The 17,973-nt window shown below is 66.1% G+C and carries 13 protein-coding genes; 9 read left to right on the top strand and 4 right to left on the bottom strand.

All coding sequences use genetic code 11. The features are described from left to right. Window positions 1-45: 45 nt before the first annotated feature. The 8 genes from HHL15_RS23790 to ubiD all read left to right on the top strand — a co-directional run bounded on the left by HHL15_RS23790 (window position 46) and on the right by ubiD (window position 9,607). Window positions 46-501 carry a hypothetical protein gene (locus HHL15_RS23790; RefSeq protein WP_169148300.1) on the top strand — a complete coding sequence of 152 codons (456 nt, stop codon included), beginning with the start codon at window positions 46-48 and terminating at the stop codon, window positions 499-501. A gap of 82 nt (window positions 502-583) precedes the next feature. Continuing rightward, window positions 584-1,246, top strand: a complete 663-nt coding sequence (locus HHL15_RS23785; RefSeq protein ID WP_169148299.1) for a TetR/AcrR family transcriptional regulator — start codon at window positions 584-586, stop codon at window positions 1,244-1,246. Continuing rightward, window positions 1,243-2,367, top strand: coding sequence for an efflux RND transporter periplasmic adaptor subunit (locus tag HHL15_RS23780; RefSeq protein ID WP_169148298.1), 1,125 nt, complete (start codon window positions 1,243-1,245; stop codon window positions 2,365-2,367). Before HHL15_RS23785 ends, HHL15_RS23780 begins: the two co-directional genes overlap by 4 nt. 2 nt (window positions 2,368-2,369) lie before the next feature. After that, complete coding sequence (locus HHL15_RS23775; protein WP_169148297.1) at window positions 2,370-5,549, top strand: efflux RND transporter permease subunit; 3,180 nt, start codon at window positions 2,370-2,372, stop codon at window positions 5,547-5,549. A gap of 80 nt (window positions 5,550-5,629) precedes the next feature. Continuing rightward, window positions 5,630-6,283 carry a protein-L-isoaspartate O-methyltransferase family protein gene (locus HHL15_RS23770; RefSeq protein WP_169148296.1) on the top strand — a complete coding sequence of 218 codons (654 nt, stop codon included), beginning with the start codon at window positions 5,630-5,632 and terminating at the stop codon, window positions 6,281-6,283. A 12-nt stretch (window positions 6,284-6,295) separates the two neighbouring features. Continuing rightward, window positions 6,296-6,619 (top strand): rhodanese-like domain-containing protein, encoded by a 324-nt coding sequence (locus tag HHL15_RS23765; protein WP_169148295.1) that lies wholly within the window; start codon window positions 6,296-6,298, stop codon window positions 6,617-6,619. Between the two features lie 113 nt (window positions 6,620-6,732). After that, window positions 6,733-8,058, top strand: coding sequence for a TolC family outer membrane protein (locus HHL15_RS23760; RefSeq protein WP_169148313.1), 1,326 nt, complete (start codon window positions 6,733-6,735; stop codon window positions 8,056-8,058). A 76-nt stretch (window positions 8,059-8,134) separates the two neighbouring features. After that, a complete protein-coding gene (ubiD, locus tag HHL15_RS23755) occupies window positions 8,135-9,607 on the top strand; it encodes a 4-hydroxy-3-polyprenylbenzoate decarboxylase (protein ID WP_169148294.1) in 1,473 nt (490 codons plus the stop codon). 15 nt (window positions 9,608-9,622) lie between these two features. Here ubiD and HHL15_RS23750 read toward each other — a convergent pair whose 3' ends face one another. From HHL15_RS23750 to HHL15_RS23735, 4 genes are all read right to left on the bottom strand, one after another. Then, window positions 9,623-11,425 (bottom strand): TolC family protein, encoded by a 1,803-nt coding sequence (locus tag HHL15_RS23750; protein WP_169148293.1) that lies wholly within the window; start codon window positions 11,423-11,425, stop codon window positions 9,623-9,625. After that, the gene (locus HHL15_RS23745; protein ID WP_169148292.1) at window positions 11,425-12,753 is read right to left on the bottom strand and encodes an HlyD family type I secretion periplasmic adaptor subunit; all 1,329 of its coding nucleotides are present in this window, start codon (window positions 12,751-12,753) and stop codon (window positions 11,425-11,427) included. The genes HHL15_RS23750 and HHL15_RS23745 overlap by 1 nt, the downstream gene beginning before the upstream one ends. Then, window positions 12,750-14,921, bottom strand: a complete 2,172-nt coding sequence (locus tag HHL15_RS23740) for a type I secretion system permease/ATPase (protein WP_169148291.1) — start codon at window positions 14,919-14,921, stop codon at window positions 12,750-12,752. Before HHL15_RS23740 ends, HHL15_RS23745 begins: the two co-directional genes overlap by 4 nt. Before the next feature lie 226 nt (window positions 14,922-15,147). Further along, window positions 15,148-15,399, bottom strand: a complete 252-nt coding sequence (locus HHL15_RS23735; RefSeq protein ID WP_169148290.1) for a hypothetical protein — start codon at window positions 15,397-15,399, stop codon at window positions 15,148-15,150. A gap of 223 nt (window positions 15,400-15,622) precedes the next feature. Between HHL15_RS23735 and HHL15_RS23730 the strand changes: the two genes are divergently transcribed. After that, the coding region (locus tag HHL15_RS23730; RefSeq protein WP_169148289.1) for an SdrD B-like domain-containing protein at window positions 15,623-17,973 on the top strand (2,351 nt) is incomplete at its 3' end.

The following is a 17,973-nucleotide window of genomic DNA, read 5'->3' as shown; positions in this document are numbered from 1 at the left end:
TCGGTATTGTCAGGTCGACTTCAATCGATCAGCAGGGGGCCAGACATGTCCGGTGTGTTCTTCCGAGTTTTCTCCGCCTGTGCCTTCGCGCTGTTCTCCGGTGTGGCGGCCGCGGCCGGCGTGGAGCTGCGGGTGCCTGAACTGGGCTGGGTGCTGCTGGCGCCGGCCGGCAGCGCCGAGCTGCGGGTGCTGGATCTGAGCCGGGGGGCGATCACGCCCCTGGCGACGCTGCGCAGCCGCGGCCGGGGGCCGGTGGTGGCTGCACACCTGCAGCAGGAGGGGCGCCGGGTGTGGGTGCTCGGTGAGCGCGGGCTGGATGTGCACGATGCCTACAACGGGCGAGTGCTGGCCCATTGGGACGGCCCGGACGGGGTGCGCCTGGAAGGTCTGGAGGTGCCGGGCCGGGGCCGGCCGGTGGTTTGGGCCGCCGCGGGGCGCTACGAAGCCGTGGTGGGCGCGGCCTTTCTCGTGCCGGTCGGTACGCGGGTGAGCATGCGCTGAGGCGGAGGGGGCTGAATTTCATCTTTACAAGTGGAGGAAGCTCACTTAAATTACTGACTGGTCAGTCACTAATTTGTTTTTCATGATCGAGCCCGATCTTCCCCGTCGCCAGCGCCGCAAGGAGGCACGTCCCGCCGAGCTGGCCGCGGCCGCCCTGTCCCTGTTCATCGAAAAGGGCTTCGCCGCCACGCGTCTCGATGAGGTGGCGGCGCGCGCCGGGGTGTCCAAGGGCACCCTGTATCTGTATTTCGACAGTAAGGAAGCCTTGTTCCGGGCCGTGATCGAGGAGGGCCTGGTGCCCTTGTTCGAGCAGATGGAAGCCAAGCTGGATACTCTCAAGGACGATCCCGAGCGCCTGCTCAAGGAGATCCTGCTGGACTGGTGGACCCACGTGGGGGCCACCGAGCTGGGTGGAATCTCCAAGCTGATCATCTCCGAGGCCCGCAACTTTCCCGAAGTGGCGGCGTATCACAATGAAGCTGTGATCCAGCGCTGGATGAGCCTGCTCGGCAAGGTCATCCAGACCGGCGTGGAGCAGGGCGTCTTCCGTGCCCTGGACGTGGAAACCCTGCGCCAGCTGGTGTTCTTCCCGCTGCTGATGCTGTCGGTCTGGAAGCACTCCATTGCAGGTTGTGCGGCGGCCTGTTCTGCCGCGGCGAATCCGATCTCGCCGACCTATTTCGACACCTATTTCGACATGATCTTCCGCGGCCTGCTGGTCGCCCCTCCGGAGCTTTCCGCATGATCAACAAGTTTGTTCCCGGTGTGCTCGCCCTGGCGTTGCTGGCCGCATGTTCCCATCCCGAGCCGGTGGCTGAGGCGCCGCGTCCGGTGCTGGTAAAGGTGTTGGCGGGGGCGCCCGTGGCTGGTGGTGCGGTGTATTCCGGCGAGGTGCGGGCGCGCTACGAATCCGATCTGTCCTTCCGCATCGCCGGCAAGATCGTCGAGCGCAAGGTGGATGTGGGCAGCGTGGTGAAGCCCGGCCAGGTGCTGGCGCGGCTCGATCCCACCGACGCCGGGCTGTCGGCGGAGGCGGCCCGGGCCCAGCTGGCGGCGGCCCGCAATGAATATGTGTTTGCCAAGGCAGAGATGGAGCGCTACCGCGATCTGGTGGGGCGCAACTTCGTCAGCCGCAGCGTGCTGGAGGCCAAGGAGGCCACCTACAAGTCTGCCGCTGCACGGGTCGAGCAGGCCCAGGCCCAGGCTACCGTGGCTGGCAACCAGGCCGGCTACACGAGCCTGGTGGCCGATCAGGCCGGCGTCATCACGGCGGTGAGCGGTGAGGTCGGGCAGGTGGTCAAGGATGGCACGCCGGTGCTGCGCCTGGCCCGGGAAGGGGAGCGGGAAGTGTTGATCGGGGTGCCCGAGAGCCGCATCGCCGACCTGCGCAAGTCCGGGCAGGTGCTGGTACGCCTGTGGGCCCGGCCCGATGCCAGCCTCAAGGGGCGGGTGCGCGAGATCGCGCCGGCGGCAGACGCGGCGACGCGCACCTACGCCGTGCGGATCTCCATCGTTGATTCGACGCCGGATGTGCAGCTGGGCATGACCGCCAACGTCATCCTGCCGTCCGACTCCGGGCGTGACGGCGCGTTGCTGGTGCCGGCCAGCGCGGTGTTCGAGCACCAGGGTGGCAGCGCCGTGTGGGTGATGCAGGCAGAGGGCGAGCTGGTCAAGCCCGTGCTACGCAGCGTGAGCGTCGTGCAGTACCGGGAGGATGGCGTGTTGCTGGGCGGTGGCGTCAAGGCGGGCGAGACCATCGCCGTGGCCGGTGTGCACAAGATCGTGGCCGGCCAGGCCTTGAAGCCGGTGGCCGAAGGCAAGCCCGCGGCGGCGGCGCTGCCGGTGGCCGTCAAGGCGGGGGGCTGAGCGTGAAGCGCTTCAACCTTTCCGAGTGGGCGTTGCACCACCAGCCGCTGGTCCGTTACCTGATCGTGGCGCTGGCCCTGATCGGCGTGATCTCCTATCAGAACCTCGGCCAGTCCGAGGATCCGCCCTTCACCTTCAAGGTGATGGTGGTGCGTTCCGAATGGCCCGGCGCTTCGGCGCGGGAGGTGGAGGAGCAGCTTACCGACCGCATCGAGAAGAAGCTGCAGGAAGTCCCCTACGTGGACAACATCCGCAGCTATTCCCGCCCCGGTGAGTCGGTGGTGCTGTTCGTGGCCAAGGACTCAACGCCGGCGAAGGACGTGCAGGACGTCTTCTACCAGGTCCGCAAGAAGATCGGCGATATCCGCGGCACCTTGCCGACGGGTATCCGCGGCCCCTATTTCAACGACGAGTTCGGCGACGTCTTTGGCAACATCTATGCGCTGACCGGCGACGGCTTCGACTACGCCCGCCTGAAGTCCGAGGCCGACCGGATCCGCGGCGAGCTGCTGCGGGTGCCCGGCGTGGCCAAGGTGGACCTGATCGGCGAGCAGGAACAGCGCATCTACGTGGAGCTGTCCAACACCAAGCTGGCGACCCTCGGGCTCGATGTGCAGACGGTCACCGATGCACTGGCGCGCCAGAACGGGGTGGCGCCGGGCGGGTATTTCGAGACCAAGGACGAGCGCATCTACCTGCGCCCCAGCGGGGCCTACGACACGGTCGAGGCGATCCGCGAGACGCGCATCCAGGCCGGCGGGCGCGAGCTCCGCATCGGCGACATCGCCACGGTGGCGCGGGGCTTCGTCGAGCCGCCGGCGCCCGGCTTCCGTTACCAGGGGCAGAACGCCCTGGGCCTCGGCGTGTCGATGGCCAAGGGCGGCGACATCATCGCCCTGGGGCGCAATCTCAAGAGCGCGACTGCGAACATCCAGGCGGCCCTGCCGGTCGGCCTGGACCTGGCCGAAGTGGCCAGCCAGCCCGAGGCGGTGACCCGCTCCATCGACGAGTTCGTCAAGTCGCTGGCCGAGGCGGTGATCATCGTGCTGGTGGTGTGCTTCTTCTCGCTGGGCCTGCGTACCGGCCTGGTGGTGGCGTTGTCGATCCCGCTGGTGCTGGCGGTGACCTTCTTCGGCATGCGTCTGTTCGACGTGGGCCTGCACAAGATCTCGCTGGGCGCATTGATCCTGGCCCTCGGCCTGCTGGTGGATGATGCGATCATCGCCGTCGAGATGATGCTGGTGAAGATGGAGCAGGGCTGGGAGCGCTCCCGCGCCGCGGCCTTTGCCTACACCAGCACCGCCGGCCCGATGCTGTCGGGGACCCTGGTGACGGTGGCCGGCTTCCTGCCGATCGCCACCGCCCAGTCGTCCACCGGCGAGTACACCCGCTCGATCTTCCAGGTGAACGCCATCGCCCTGCTGGCCTCCTGGCTGGCGGCGGTGATCGTGGTGCCCTACCTGGGCTACAAGCTGCTGCCCGACCCGCGGGCGCCGCGCAAGGCGTCGTGGCTGGCCCGCCGCTTTCCGCGCCTGGAGGCTTTCAAGGAACGCATCGGCCTGGGTGACCCGCATTTCGAGGGGGAGGAGGACGCGGTTTTCCGGACGCCCTTCTACAACCGTTTCCGCGCCGTGGTGAATTGGTGCGTGGGCCACCGCTGGACGGTGATCGGCGCCACTCTGGGCATCTTCGTCGTGGCGATGGTCGGGTTCGGTGCCGTGCAGCAGCAGTTCTTCCCCAGCTCGACCCGGCTGGAGCTGCTGATCGACCTGCGCCTGCCCGAAGGGGCCAGCCTGCGCGCCACCCAGGCCGAGGCCGAGAAGCTGGAGAAGGTGCTGGCCAAGGAAGAGGGCATCCGCAACTACGTGGCCTACGTGGGCACCGGCAGCCCCCGCTTCTACCTGCCCCTCGACCAGCAGCTGCCGGCGGCCAACTTTGCCCAGTTCGTCATCCTGACCGACAGCATCCCGGCCCGGGAGGCGCTGCGTGATCGCATGATCGAGCTGTTCAAGCACGACTTCACCAACCTGCGTGCCAACATCACCCGCCTCGAGAACGGCCCGCCGGTGGGCTTTCCGGTGCAGTTCCGGATCAGCGGGCCGGACATCCCCACGGTGCGCCGCCATGCCGCGGAGATGGCCGATGTGATGCGTGCCAACCCCAGCCTGTCGGATGTGCAGCTCGACTGGGATGAGCAGTCCAAGGTGCTGCGGGTCGACGTGGACCAGTACAAGGCGCGCCTGGTGGGGCTGACCACCCAGGACGTGGCCAACTTCCTCAACACCTCCCTGCGTGGCCTGGCCGCCACCAGCTACCGGGAGGGCATCGAGTCCATCGACGTGATCCTGCGGGCCGATGCGCTCGAGCGGGACAAGCTGTCGCTGGTGGGCGAGCTGTCCATCCCGACCCGCGCCGGCAAGCCGGTGCCCCTCGGACAGGTGGCAACCGTCAGCTATGCCTACGAGCAGGGCCTGATCTGGCGCCGCAACCGCGAGCCCAGCATCACCGTGCGCGGGCAGATCTACGACAGCCGGATTCAGGCGCCGACCGTGACCGCCCAGGTGGAGCCGCTGCTGGAGCCGATCCGTGCGCGCCTGCCGGCGGGCTACCGCATCGAGACCGGCGGCGCGGTAGAGGAGAGCGGCAAGGGGCAGAGTTCGGTCAACGCCGGTTTCCCGCTGTTCTTCGCGGTGGTGTTCACGGTGCTGATGGTTCAGCTGGGCAGCTTCTCGCGGACCACCATGGTGGTGCTCACGGCACCCCTGGGCCTGATCGGGGTGGTGCTGTTCCTGCTGCTCTTCAACAAACCCTTCGGCTTTGTCGCCATGCTCGGCACGATCGCCCTGTTCGGCATGATCATGCGCAACTCGGTGATCCTGGTGGACCAGATCGAGCAGGACGTGGAAAAGGGCCTGAGCCTGTGGGAGGCCATCGTCGAGTCCGCCGTGCGCCGCCTGCGCCCCATTGCGCTGACCGCTGCAGCCGCCGTGCTGGCGATGATCCCGCTGACCCGCAGCGCCTTCTTCGGGCCGATGGCGGTGGCGATCATGGGCGGTCTGATCGTGGCCACCCTGTTGACCCTGCTGTTCGTACCCGCGCTGTATGCAGCCTGGTACCGGGTACGCCGGGAGCCGGGCGTGAAGAGTGCTGCCGATGATCTAAGTCCTGCTCAAGTAAGCTAAAATTCGCAGGTTTTTGCGAAGTTTCAGGCATGCAGATCATAAATATTAGCTTGTGCTAATATATATCCGGGAGTCACATAATGAATTTCGAGCAAGCACGGTACAACATGGTCGAGCAACAGATCCGCCCCTGGGAGGTGCTGGACTTTGGCGTGCTCGACCTGCTGATGAGCGTTCGCCGCGAAGAGTTCGTGCCGGAGGCCTGCAAGGCCCTGGCCCTGTCCGAGGCGCAGATTCCCCTGGGCCACGGCGGCAGCATGCTGGTGCCGGTCATCGAGGGCAAGATCCTCCAGGCCATCCAGGTCAAGCGTTCCGACAAGGTCCTCGAGGTGGGCGCCGGCTCCGGCTACTTCGCGGCGCTGCTGGCCGCCAAGGCTGATTGGGTGCGTACCGTCGATATCGAACCGGCCCTGGTCAACATGGCCCACGAGAACCTCAAGCGCTATGGCGTCGAGAACGTCATCGTCGAGGAAGGCGATGCCATCTGCGGCTGGCCCAGCAACGCCCCCTACGACCTGATCGTGGTGTCCGGCGGCGTGCCTCAGATCCCCGAATCCCTGCTCCAGCAGGTCAAGGTGGGTGGCCGCCTGTTCGCCTTCGTCGGCGATGAGCGCCTGGCCACGGCTCAGTTGGTGACCTGCGTGGCCGAAGGCCAGTACCGCACCGAGTCGCTCTTCGAGAACGGCGTGCCGATGATGCGCAACGCCCCGCGCAAGAGCCAGTTCAAGTTCTGAGCGATCAAGGCCATGAAGCAGATCACCCCGAGCGAACTGGCCGCATGGCTGCAGGACCCGGCCCGTCCGGCCCCGGTCCTGCTCGATGTGCGCGAGCCCAACGAATTTCAGTACTGCGCCATCCCGGGCTCGGTGCACATGCCGATGGCCACGGTGCCGTCCCGTTCCGAAGAGCTGGACCCGGACACCGAGATCGTCGCCATCTGCCACCACGGCGGACGCAGCATGCAGGTGGTGATGTTCCTGGAGAGCCGGGGGTTCTCCCACATGATCAACCTCGCAGGCGGGGTTGATCAGTGGGCGCTCCAGGTGGATCCAGCCATGCCCCGTTACTGAGTGCCCCCAGGGCAGGGCTCCGCCCCGCCCACCCCCGAGGGGGCAAGAAAACTTGGGGCGGCCCAGCGTTTTCTGGAGAGGATCTTCACAACAACAGGATGACGGAAAACATGATGAGACGGCTTGGTGGTGCGGCGATTGCGATGGTGGTGGGTTTGGCGGGCGCCAGTGCCGGTGCGGCCGACCTGGAACAGATCTATCGCGAGGCCCTCGCCAACGATGCCACGCTGGCGGGGGCCCTGGCGTCCCGCGACGCCGGGCTCGAAAAGCTGCCCCAGGCACGTGCCGGGCTGCTGCCGTCAGTTAGCCTGAGCGGCAACAGCAACTGGAACAACGCCGATCTCAACCATGTTCCCGTCACACGCAAGTACAACTCCAACGGCTGGCAGGTGCAGCTTGCCCAGCCGCTGTTCCGCTGGCAGAACTGGGTCCAGTACAAGCAGGGCGAACTCCAGGGCACCCTGGCCGAAGCCCAGTACCAGCTGGCCCGCCAGGACCTGACCCTGCGCGCGGCCCAGGCCTATTTCGATGTGCTCGCCGCGCAGGATGTGCTGGCCGCCGCCACCGCGCTCAACGAGGCCAACGGGCAGCAACTGGCCCTGGCCCGCAAGAGCTTCGAGGTGGGCACCGTGACCATCACCGACGTGCACGAGGCCCAGTCCCGCTCCGACCTCTCGTCGGCTCAGATGCTGGCTGCCGAGAGCGATCTCGAGGTCAAGCGGAATGCCCTCCAGGTGCTCACCGCCAAGGCGCCGGAGGCCCTCAAGGGCCTGCGCAAGGGCGTGGCCCTGAGCCGGCCCGAACCGGCCGACATCCAGTCCTGGGTGAGCGCGGCCGAAGGTGGCAACCTGTCCGTTCAGGCGGCTCAGGTGGTTGGCGAGATTTCCGGCCGCGAGGTCGAGCGCAACCGTGCCGCCCATCTGCCGACCCTCGACCTGGTGGCCAGCTACGGCAACTCGGTGGGCTCCACGGCGACTTTCAGCGGCCTCGCCACGCCGGTCCGTACCGATACCGACACCGCGGTGATCGGCGTGCAGCTGTCCATGCCGCTGTTCCAGGGCGGCGCCGTCAATTCCCGCGTGCGCGAGGCCGCCTCGTTGCGTGACAAGGCCGCGGCCGATCTCGATGTGGCGCGTCGTACCGCCGCTCAGAATGCCCGCCAGGCCTATCTGGGGGTCACCAGCGGGCTTGCCCAGGTGAAGGCCTACGAGGCGGCCCAGGTGTCGTCCACCTCGGCCCTGGACGCCAACAAGCTTGGCTACGACGTGGGGGTGCGCATCAACATCGACGTGCTCAATGCCCAGAGCCAGCTGTATGACACCCAGCAGAAGCTGGCCAAGGCCCGTTATGACACCCTGATGGCCCAGCTCAAGCTCAAGGCTGCGGCCGGCAGCCTCGGTGACGAGGATATCCGGGCCATCAATGCCCTGCTTGACTGAGTCCAGCCCTGCCAGTTAGAGAACGGCCGCCTTTGCGGCCGTTTCCGTTCATTCTTTTCCAGTTGGCCTGTTTGCCATGCGCTATTCCGACCTTCGTGACTTCATCTTCCAGCTGGAGCGCCTCGGCGAACTCAAGCGGATCAGCGTCCCCGTCGATCCCCACCTGGAAATGACCGAGATCTGCGACCGCGTGCTGCGGGCCGGTGGTCCGGCGATCCTCTTTGAAAAGCCGCGCGGGCACAGCGTGCCGGTGCTCGCCAACCTGTTCGGCACCCCCCAGCGGGTCGCCCTCGGCATGGGGGAAAGTGGTGAGGACTGGCAGAGCGCCCTGCGCGAGGTCGGCAAGCTGCTGGCTTTCCTCAAGGAGCCGGAGCCGCCCAGGGGGCTCAAGGATGCCTGGGACAGGCTGCCGGTGTTCCGCCAGGTCCTCAACATGTCGCCTAAGGTCGTGTCCTCGGCGGCCTGCCAGGAGGTGGTCAAGGAGGGCAAGGACGTGGATCTGGCGAGCCTGCCCATCCAGCACTGCTGGCCCGGCGATGCCGCGCCCCTGATCACCTGGGGCCTGGTGGTCACCCGCGGCCCCAGCAAGACCCGCCAGAACCTGGGCATCTACCGCCAGCAGGTGCTGGGCTCCAACAAGGTCATCATGCGCTGGCTGGCTCACCGGGGCGGTGCCCTGGATTTCCGCGACCACCAGCTGGCCAATCCCGGTAAGCCCTTTCCGGTGGCGGTCGTGCTCGGTTGCGATCCGGCGACCATCCTGGGGGCGGTCACCCCGGTGCCCGACAGCTTGTCGGAATACCAGTTTGCCGGCCTCCTGCGCGGCGCCAAGACCGAACTGGTGAAGTGCCTGGGCTCGGATCTGCAGGTGCCTGCCTCCGCCGAGATCGTGCTCGAGGGGGTGATCCATCCCGGTGAAGTGGCCATGGAAGGGCCCTACGGGGACCACACGGGCTATTACAACGAGCAGGCCGAGTTCCCGGTGTTCACCATCGAGCGCATCACCAGCCGCCGCGATCCGATCTACCACAGCACCTACACCGGCAAGCCACCCGACGAGCCGGCCATGCTGGGCCTGGCGCTCAACGAGGTCTTCGTGCCGCTGCTGCAGAAGCAGTTCACCGAGATCGTGGACTTCTACCTGCCGCCGGAGGGCTGCTCCTACCGGCTGGCGGTGGTGAGCATCCGCAAGCAGTATCCGGGGCATGCCAAACGGGTGATGTTCGGCATCTGGAGCTTCCTGCGCCAGTTCATGTACACCAAGTTCATCATCGTGGTGGACGAGGATGTGAACATCCGCGACTGGAAGGAAGTGATCTGGGCCCTGACCACCCGCATGGATGCCACCCGCGACACCACCCTGGTGGACAACACGCCCATCGATTACCTGGATTTCGCCAGCCCGGTGGCCGGGCTGGGTTCCAAGATGGGCCTGGACGCCACCAACAAGTGGCCCGGCGAGACCAGCCGGGAATGGGGCACGCCGATCACCATGGACCCGGCAGTGAAGAAGCGGGTGGACGAGATGTGGGGCGAGCTGGGGCTGTAAGCCCGCAGTCTGTGCTCAGGGCTCCGGGGTGACTTCTGCCGTGGCCTTGGCCGGCGCGGCCAGGACCGTTTCTGCGACTATCTTCCAGCGCCCGTCCTGGCGTGCCCAGTCGAGTTGCTTGCGTACCACGTCCTGGTAGTGGCCAGCGCTGTAGCGCTGTACGAAGCGCAGGCTGACCCGCTCCGCGCCAGTGCTGCGGACTTGCACATCCTCGATGAGAATCTGCGGCGAACGGGCCTCGGCCAGACGCCGGCGGCGCTCTTCTTCCCAGCCGGCCAGGCTGCGTCCGCGACCCGGCCTGAAGTCTTCGGCATAGAAGCTGCGGTAGGCGGTGTAGTCGCCGGCCGACCAGGCGGTGGCCCAGGCCTGGATCTGCCGGGCTGGCGGCAGGCCCGCCGTGGCGGTTGGTGAGGTAGCTGCTTCATCCAGATCCATGCGCGGTGCCGGCGGGGCTTCGATGACCGGCAGCGGCGCCGCGGCGAATGCCGGGCTGTAAGGCTCCGTGCCGAGCAGCTCTGGGGTGATGGGAGCCGCCTGGTAGCGCGTCCGCAGGGCCTCCCGCAGTTCGCCGGCGAGGCTCAGCAGCTGGGCTTGCAGGGTGATCTGCTGGGCCCGGTTCTCGATCAAGGCACGCTGGCCGCTGAAGAGTTCGTCCTGCGCGATGGAGAGATCGTTGAGGCTGCGCCGGCCTGCCTCGAAATGCAGCGCATAGGCGGCGGCGACCCGTTGCGCCGCCATCACCCGCTGTTCCAGCCGGGGGGCGATGCCGGAGGCTTCCAGGTACTGGTGGTGCAGGTCGGTGAGCTCGCGGGATACCTTCAAGAGCAGCTTATCGGCATCGGCCTGGGCGGCCTGGTGGCGCGCCACGGCCTCGGTATGGCGTCCAAGGTTCTTGCCGCCGAGCGGAATGTCGATGCTGACCTGCAGCTGGGTCGAGCGGTCGGTGTCGGTGACCGGCACGGGATTGCTGTGGTTGTCCAGGCGCTTGCTGAAGGACAGGTCCACCGACGGGAAGAAGCTGCCGCGGGCGACGCCGATGTCGGCCTGGCGGGCTGCACTGCGCTGGAGCGCGGCGCGCAGCCGGGGGCTGCGTTCGCGGATGCGCTCCACCAGGGCATCCAGGTCGCCAGCCTTGGCGTCGGTCCGGAGCGAGGGCGTGACCAGTGCCTCGGGGGCTTCGCCAGCGAGCAGGCGGTAGCGGTACTCGGCGGTGCCCAGCTGGGCGCGCAACTGGCCGAGCAGGGCCTGGTTCTGGATCTGGCGGACGTGGATCAGGTCGAGCTCGGCGGACGGGATGCGGCCGGCCTCGACCCGCCGGGCCACATTGGCTGCTACCTGTTCCTGGCGTTCGAGGGTGGCCCGCAGGCTGTCCATGGTCTGGCGCAGACGGACCACGTCGGTGTAGGCCTCGGTGATCTCGTAGGTGAGTTGTTCGAGGACGTTGTCCAGGTCGGCTTCGGCGGCATCCCGTCCGAAGGCCGCCGAGCGCAGTCGGTGGGTGTCGGCTGCCCCGTTGAAGATGTTCCAGCGCAGGCTGGCATCGTTGCGGCGGAGCCGCCGATCCACAGGGTTTCCCTGGGTTTCGTCGCGGGAGTCGGTGTTGCGGTAGCTCAATCCCAGGGTCGGTGCAAAATCGGAGCGGGCCTGGGTGATCTGAGCCTCGGCGGCGCGCAGCAGGGCCTGGGCGGAACGCACCCCGGGCTGCAGCAGCAGGACCTTGTCCACCACCGTCGGCAGGGGGGCGGCCTGGGTGGCCATGGCGGCAAGGGCGAGGACTAGGGCGAGGATCGGCCGGTGGGCCGGGCAAGGGGTTTTCATCAGCGTTCCCGCAGGGACTTGTCGAGGGTCTTGACCAGGGGTTTGAGCAGATACTCCATCAGCGTGCGCTGGCCGGTCCGGATACTGGTGTCGGCGGCCATGCCGGGGGAGATGGCAAGGTGCTCGGCGGCCTCGCCCAGGTAATTGCGGCGGGTGGCCAGGAAGACGTCGAAGTAGGTCTCCTTGCGTTCCGCATCCACGATGGCGTCGGCACCGACCCGGACCACCTCGGCCTCGAGGGTGCCAAAGATGGACGAGTCGTAGGCGCTGATACGCACCCGGGCGGCCTGGCCGGCCTTGATGAAGGCGATGTCCGCGGGCTTGACGCGGGCCGACACGAGGAGACGATCGTCGGCGGGAATCACTTCCATGATGCTCTCGCCGGGTTTCACCACGCCGCCCAGGGTGTTGACCAGGAGGCGGTTGACCACTCCGTCGAGGGGCGCGCGCAGCTCCCGCCGGGCGACCTTGTCGCTGCGGCCCGCCAGTTGTTCGGTGAGGGTGGCGGCGCGCAGTTCCAGTTCGTTTTTTTCCTTGCTGGTTTCGGTGAGGAAGCGCGCGCGGGTTTCCGACAGGCGCGACTGGGCTTCGGCCACGGCGGCCTCGGTGCGTCCGATGGTGATGCGGGTGGCTTCCAGGTCGCCCTTCTGGCTGCTGTAGCGTTGCTGCGCGGCAAGCAGGTCGGCCCGTGCACCGGCGCCGGCGGCGCCCAGCTTTTCCTCAATGGCGAGGGCTTCGCGGGCCGGCCCGATGCTTTCGGAAAGGGTCTGGTGGCGGGTCCGCGCCTCGGCCAGTTCTTGCTGGCGCTGGGCCAGCTGGCGTGAGAGGGTTTCCAGGGTGTTCTGGCGCTCCTGGCGGCGGCTCTGCCACAGGGTGCGTTGTTCCCGCACCAGCTCGGGGGCCTGGCCTTCCAGTTCGGGCGGGAAGAGCGGCGAGGTGCCGCGGGCTTCGGCTTCGAGGCGGATCAGGGCGGCGCGGGCGCCCCACAGGGCTTGCTGCGACTCGCCCATGTCGGCGTTGAATTGCAGGTTCTGCACCACGGCGAGGACGTCGCCCTGGCGGACCACGCTGCCTTCCCGGGCATTCAGAAGCGTGAGGATGCCACCCTCCATGCTCTGGATCTGCTGGGTCCGGCTGGAGGGCACGACGGCGCCGCTGGCGTTCACCGAGATGTCCAGGCGGGCCAGGCTCATCCAGGCGAAAAGCAGGACGAAGAACAGGGTCGTGGTGCCGAGGAGGAGCAGCGCGGCGCGACGGGGGCCCCGGTCGAAGTCGGGATGGGGCCCGAGGGGTTGGCTGTCGAGGCGCGGGGGAATCGGGGCATTCATGCGGCGAACTCCTTGGGGGGGGCTCCGGTGCTGGCGGCACTGGTGGCGTTGCTGCCGGGGGCTCCTTGCAGCTTGCGCAGCACGTCGGCGCGGGGGCCGTCGAGGACGACCCGGCCCTGGTCGAGGACGACCAGACGATCCACCAGAGGCAACATGGCCATCCGGTGCGTGACCAGCAGCAGGGTGGTGTCCTTGAGACTGTGCAGGTTCTCGATCAGGCGGGCTTCGGTGCCGGGGTCCATCATGCTCGAGGGCTCGTCGAGGAGCAGCAGACGTGGTTGCTGGACCAGCGCCCGGGCGATGGAGACGGCCTGGCGCTGGCCGCCGGACAGGCGTTCGCCGCGCTCGCCGACCTGGGTGCCGAGGCCGTTGGGCATCTGCGCCAGGGTTTCGTCGAGGCAGGACATCCGCAGGGCCTCCAGGAGCTGGGCATCGCTTGCCTGGCTGTTGCCGAGCAGGATGTTCTCGCGGATGTCGCCGTGGAACAGCACGACGTCCTGCGGGACGTAGCCCACCTGGCGGCGCAGGCTCTGGGGCTCCAACTGGCCGACCGACAGGCCATCCACCAGCACGGCCCCCTGGTCCGGGGCGTACAGGTTGAGGAGGAGGCGGCACAGGGTGCTCTTGCCCGAGCCGATGCGGCCGATGAAGCCGACCTTCTCGCCGGGGCGGATGCTCAGGCTGAGGCCTTTCAGCAGGGGCGGCGAGGCCGGGTAGGCAAAGTGCACATCCCGGAAGTCGATGCGGCCCTGGAGGCGTGGCAGGTGCAGGCTGTCGCCGGCCTCGTCGGTGGGCGATTCCATCACCTTGTCGAGGGCCTGCAGTGCCTGGCGGGTCTGCTCGTAGCGGACGACCAGCGCGGCGATCTGGGTTGCCGGCGTGATGGCGCGGGCGGCCAGCATCGACACGGCGATCAGCTGGCCCATGGTCAGTTGCCCTTCGGCGATCAGCAGGGCGCCGAACATGACGATCAGCACCGTCGCCACGCTGGTCAGGAGCAGCGAGGCATAGCTGCCGAAGGCTGTCCATTCCCGCATCTGCACGGCGTTTTCCGAGATCTTGACGGTCAGCATCTCCCACTTGCGCCGGGCCCAGGCTTCGGCGCCCAGGCATTTGAGGGTGTCCACTCCGTGCATCGTTTCGAACAGGTGGGCGGTGCGCTGGGCCGACTCCTGCATGCTCGCGCCGAGCAGGCGGGTCAGCGGCCGGCGGATCAGCACCGAGACGCCGATGGTCAGCGGAATGATGAGTGCCGGGACCAGCACCAGCCAGTTGCCGACGAGGGCGATCAGGACCAGGAAGAACAGCATGAAGGGCAGGTCGCCGAGCACCGTGAGGGTTGATGAGGTGACGAATTCCCGCACCGATTCGAAGTCCCGCACGATGTTGGCGAGCACGCCGCCCGAGGCGGGCCGGTGCGCCGCCCGCAGGCGCAGGGCGTGGGCAAAGACGTGCGCCGACATGGCGATGTCGGCCTTGCGCGCCGCCGACTCGAGCAGGTAGCTGCGCAGCAGCTTGATGACCAGGTCGAAGACGATGACCAGCCCCACCGCGGCGGTAAGGACCCACAGGCTCTCGAGGGCGTTGTTGGGAATGACCCGGTCGTAGACCGACATTGTGTAGAAGGGGATGACTGCCGCGAACAGGTTGCTCATCACGGTGGCCAGCAGGGCCCAGCCGTAGATGCTGCGGTTGGCCAGCAGGGTGTCCCAGAACCAGCGCCGCGGGCGGGGCAGGTGATAGAGCAGGCTGCGGCTGTCGAAGAACACCCGTGGCCGGACGAAGTAGGCGACCCCTGGGTAGTCCTGGGCGATGGCGGCGGCATCAAGGCGGACGCTGCCGCAGATGCCCGCCTGCACGCATTCAAATTGGGCCCCCTCCTGTTTCAGCACCACCAGCGGTTCACCGTTTGCAACCACGATCAGGGCCGGCAGTTCCGAGGGCCGGAAGGCCTCGGGCTGCTTGTCCGTGCGGCTGAGGTGGAGGCCGCCACGCTGGGCGCATTCATGGATATGTGATTCGCCGATGCGGCCCGATTGAATTGGCGTGTCGGCCAGCAACTGGACGGGGTCGGCACGCTTTCCGAAGAAATGGGCCAGGAACATCAGTTGGTCGATGATGCCATCGACCGGGGCCGAGCCCGGAATGAAGGTGGGGGATTCAGGCATGGGAATGAACTCGGTAGGGCGATTCGCTGGAAGCCGTAATCCGGTTTCCCTGTTTTCAGGCTGCCGATGGTGCCACAGGAGCGGAGGTGGAAAAATGTCAAAAAATCACGAACTCTTTTAATGGGGTTTTGTTTTCAATTTTTATGTGACTTTTTATGGGGAAAGAGGGTGGGGTTGAAAATCGTGTCTTATTTTTAACAACATTTTGTTTCTTTTGGTTGGGTGATTAGTATTTTTTTGTGGTTTTTGGTTTTAAAGGAAATGTCGCATGGTGAGGTGGTGTTGTGAATAAATGCCTGTCGAAGAATTTTATGGGGGTTTGAGTGATTTCTGGGTAGAGGGTGGAAGGGGAGGCTTGTTTTTTTGTGGGTGTTTTGTTTTTAAAAATTTCATTTAAAACAGTGCTTTGGTTTTGATTTTTGCTGTTTTTTATGAGAAAGAAGAGGATGTGTTGCCGCGGATTTACCTGATTTTTCATATATGGGTGTCGGGATTTCTTACAGCAGGTTTGATGTGCCGTTTTTAATATTTGTTAATAAGCTTTTCTTTTTGTATAAGTAATTGAGGTGATTTGAAAATATCGTTTTTGACAAATTTATGCGGGTCGTTGGCGCGCTAATTGCCTTTTCATCCCTGATTTCACGGCTCGCTCCCTCTTTATCTCGGGGTCGAAACGAAAAACACAGCGATGGAGATTGGTCATGGCACTGCCGCGTTACGCAACAAGCATTTCCCTTTGTGAAGACACCAGCAAGACTTTTGAGTTGTTCGACCTGCTCAAGCTGGCGGATTCAAACTATTCGGCGATCAATCCCGAGAAGATCAGGCTGTATGTAAAGGTGGATGGGGTGTACCAGGAGGTCACGGCCGGCTATTTCACCGCCGTCGACAAGGACACCCTGAGCCTGGACATGAGCTCGCTGCCCAACTTCAACGGCCAACTGGAAGTGAGCGTGCTGGGTACCGACAGTACGGGCAGCGGCTTCATCCTCGACCTGACGGTCCAGGTTACGCCGGTCAATGACGCCCCCACCGGCGCGGACGAGGGGGTGGCGCTGGCCAACGGCGATGTCTACGTACTCGGGCTCGGCGACTTCGGCTTTGTCGATGCGGTGGAGGGCAACGGCTTCAAGTCGGTGGTGATCGATTCGGTGCCGGCCAGCGGCGTGCTGCGCCTGGATGGTGTCGCCGTGGTGGCCGGGCAGGAGATCCTGGCGTCCGATATCGCTGCCGGCAAGCTGAGTTACCTGGCACCGGTCGATGCCGGCGGGGCCCAGTCCTTCACCTTCCAGGTGCGTGACGACGGCGGGACCGCTGGCTGTGGTGGCGCCGACCTCGACGTCACACCGAATACCATCACCTTCGCCGTGCCCGTTCCGGGCGCCATATCCGGCACCGTGCTGGAAGACAGCAATAACGATGACATCGGCGACACGCCGATCCCAGGCGTGACCGTCACCCTGCTGGACAGCAGCGGCAAGGTGGTGGCCACCACCACTACAGACGGCAGCGGCAACTACGTCTTCAACGGCCTGCCCCCGGGTAGCTACACGGTGGTGGAGACCAACAAGCCGACCTACCTGGACGTCTCCGACAAGGATGGCGGCGATCTCAACGTGATTGCGGTGAGTGTGGTTTCCGGCGCCACCAGTACCGGCAACAACTTCGTGGACGAGCGCCCGGCCATTCTCGGAGACCGGGTGTGGGAGGACACCAACGCCAACGGCGTGCAGGACGCGGGCGAGGCGGGCATTGCCAATGTCGTGGTGCAGCTGCGGGATGCCACGGGCGCGGTGGTGCAGAGCACCACCACGGGGGCGGATGGCCAGTACAGCTTCAGCGTGACGCCCGGCACCTACTCGGTGGCCGTGGTCAAGCCGGCGGGCTATGAAATCAGCGGCCAGGACCTGGGGGGCGTTGAGGCCATCGACAGTGACATCAACGCGGCGGGGCAGAGCGGGCTGGTCAGCCTGGTGTCAGGGCAGAACAACCCGGACGTGGATGCCGGCCTCTACAAGCTGGCCGAGTTGGGCGACAAGGTCTGGTACGACAGCAACGCCAATGGCGTGCAGGATGCGGCTGAAGCCGGCGTGCAGGGCGTCAGGGTGTCCCTGCTGGATGCCGCGGGCAACGTGGTGAGCAGCCAGAACACCGATGCTGCGGGCAACTACCTGTTCAGCGGGCTGAAGCCCGGCACCTACAGCGTCCAGTTCGACAAGGCCACGCTGCCGGCCGGCTATGCCTTCACCACCCGGGACGCAGCGGCGGCCACCGACGCCAGCGACAGCGATGCCGACGCGGCCACCGGCAGGACGATCCAGACCGTCCTGCAGTCCGGCGAATCCGATCGCAGCTGGGATGCGGGCATCGTCGCCACGCCCGGCGCCATCACCGGCACCGTGCGCGAGGACCTGGACAACAACAACACGGGCGACGCGCCGATCGCCGGCGTGACCGTGGTGCTGAAGGACAGCGCCGGGAACATCGTGGCCAGCACCACGACCGATACCAGCGGCAACTACAGCTTCAATAACGTCCCTGCCGGTAACTACACGGTGGAGGAAACCAACAAGCCGGGCTACCTCGACGTCTCCGACAAGGACGGCGGCAATCCCAACGTGATCGCCGTGACCGTGCCGGCAGGGGGCACCAGCACCGGCAACGACTTCGTGGACGAGCGCACCGCCGCCCTCGGCGACAAGGTGTGGCTGGACAAGAACGCCAACGGCGTGCAGGACGCTGGTGAAGCCGGTCTGGCCGGGGTGACCGTCAAGCTGATCGACGCCAGCGGCAATGTGGTCGGTACCACCACCACCGGGGCGGATGGCAGCTACCTGTTCAACAACCTGGCACCGGGCGACTACTCGGCCCAGGTGGTGGCGCCGACCGGCTACTTCCTGAGCGGCAAGGACCTGGGTGGCAATGATGCGACCGACAGCGACTTCGACCCCCTGACGGGCAAGACCGGGGTGGTCAACCTGAGCGCGGGCGAAAGCGACCTGAGCGTGGATGCGGGCCTGTACCAGAAGGCCTCCATCGGCGACCGGGTGTG

It is taken from the genome of Zoogloea dura, from assembly GCF_012927165.1.
In the GTDB taxonomy this organism is placed as follows: Bacteria; Pseudomonadota; Gammaproteobacteria; order Burkholderiales; family Rhodocyclaceae; genus Zoogloea; species Zoogloea dura.
The sequence above is the reverse complement of the archived record's forward strand: the minus strand, read 5'-3'. Positions and strand labels throughout refer to the sequence as shown.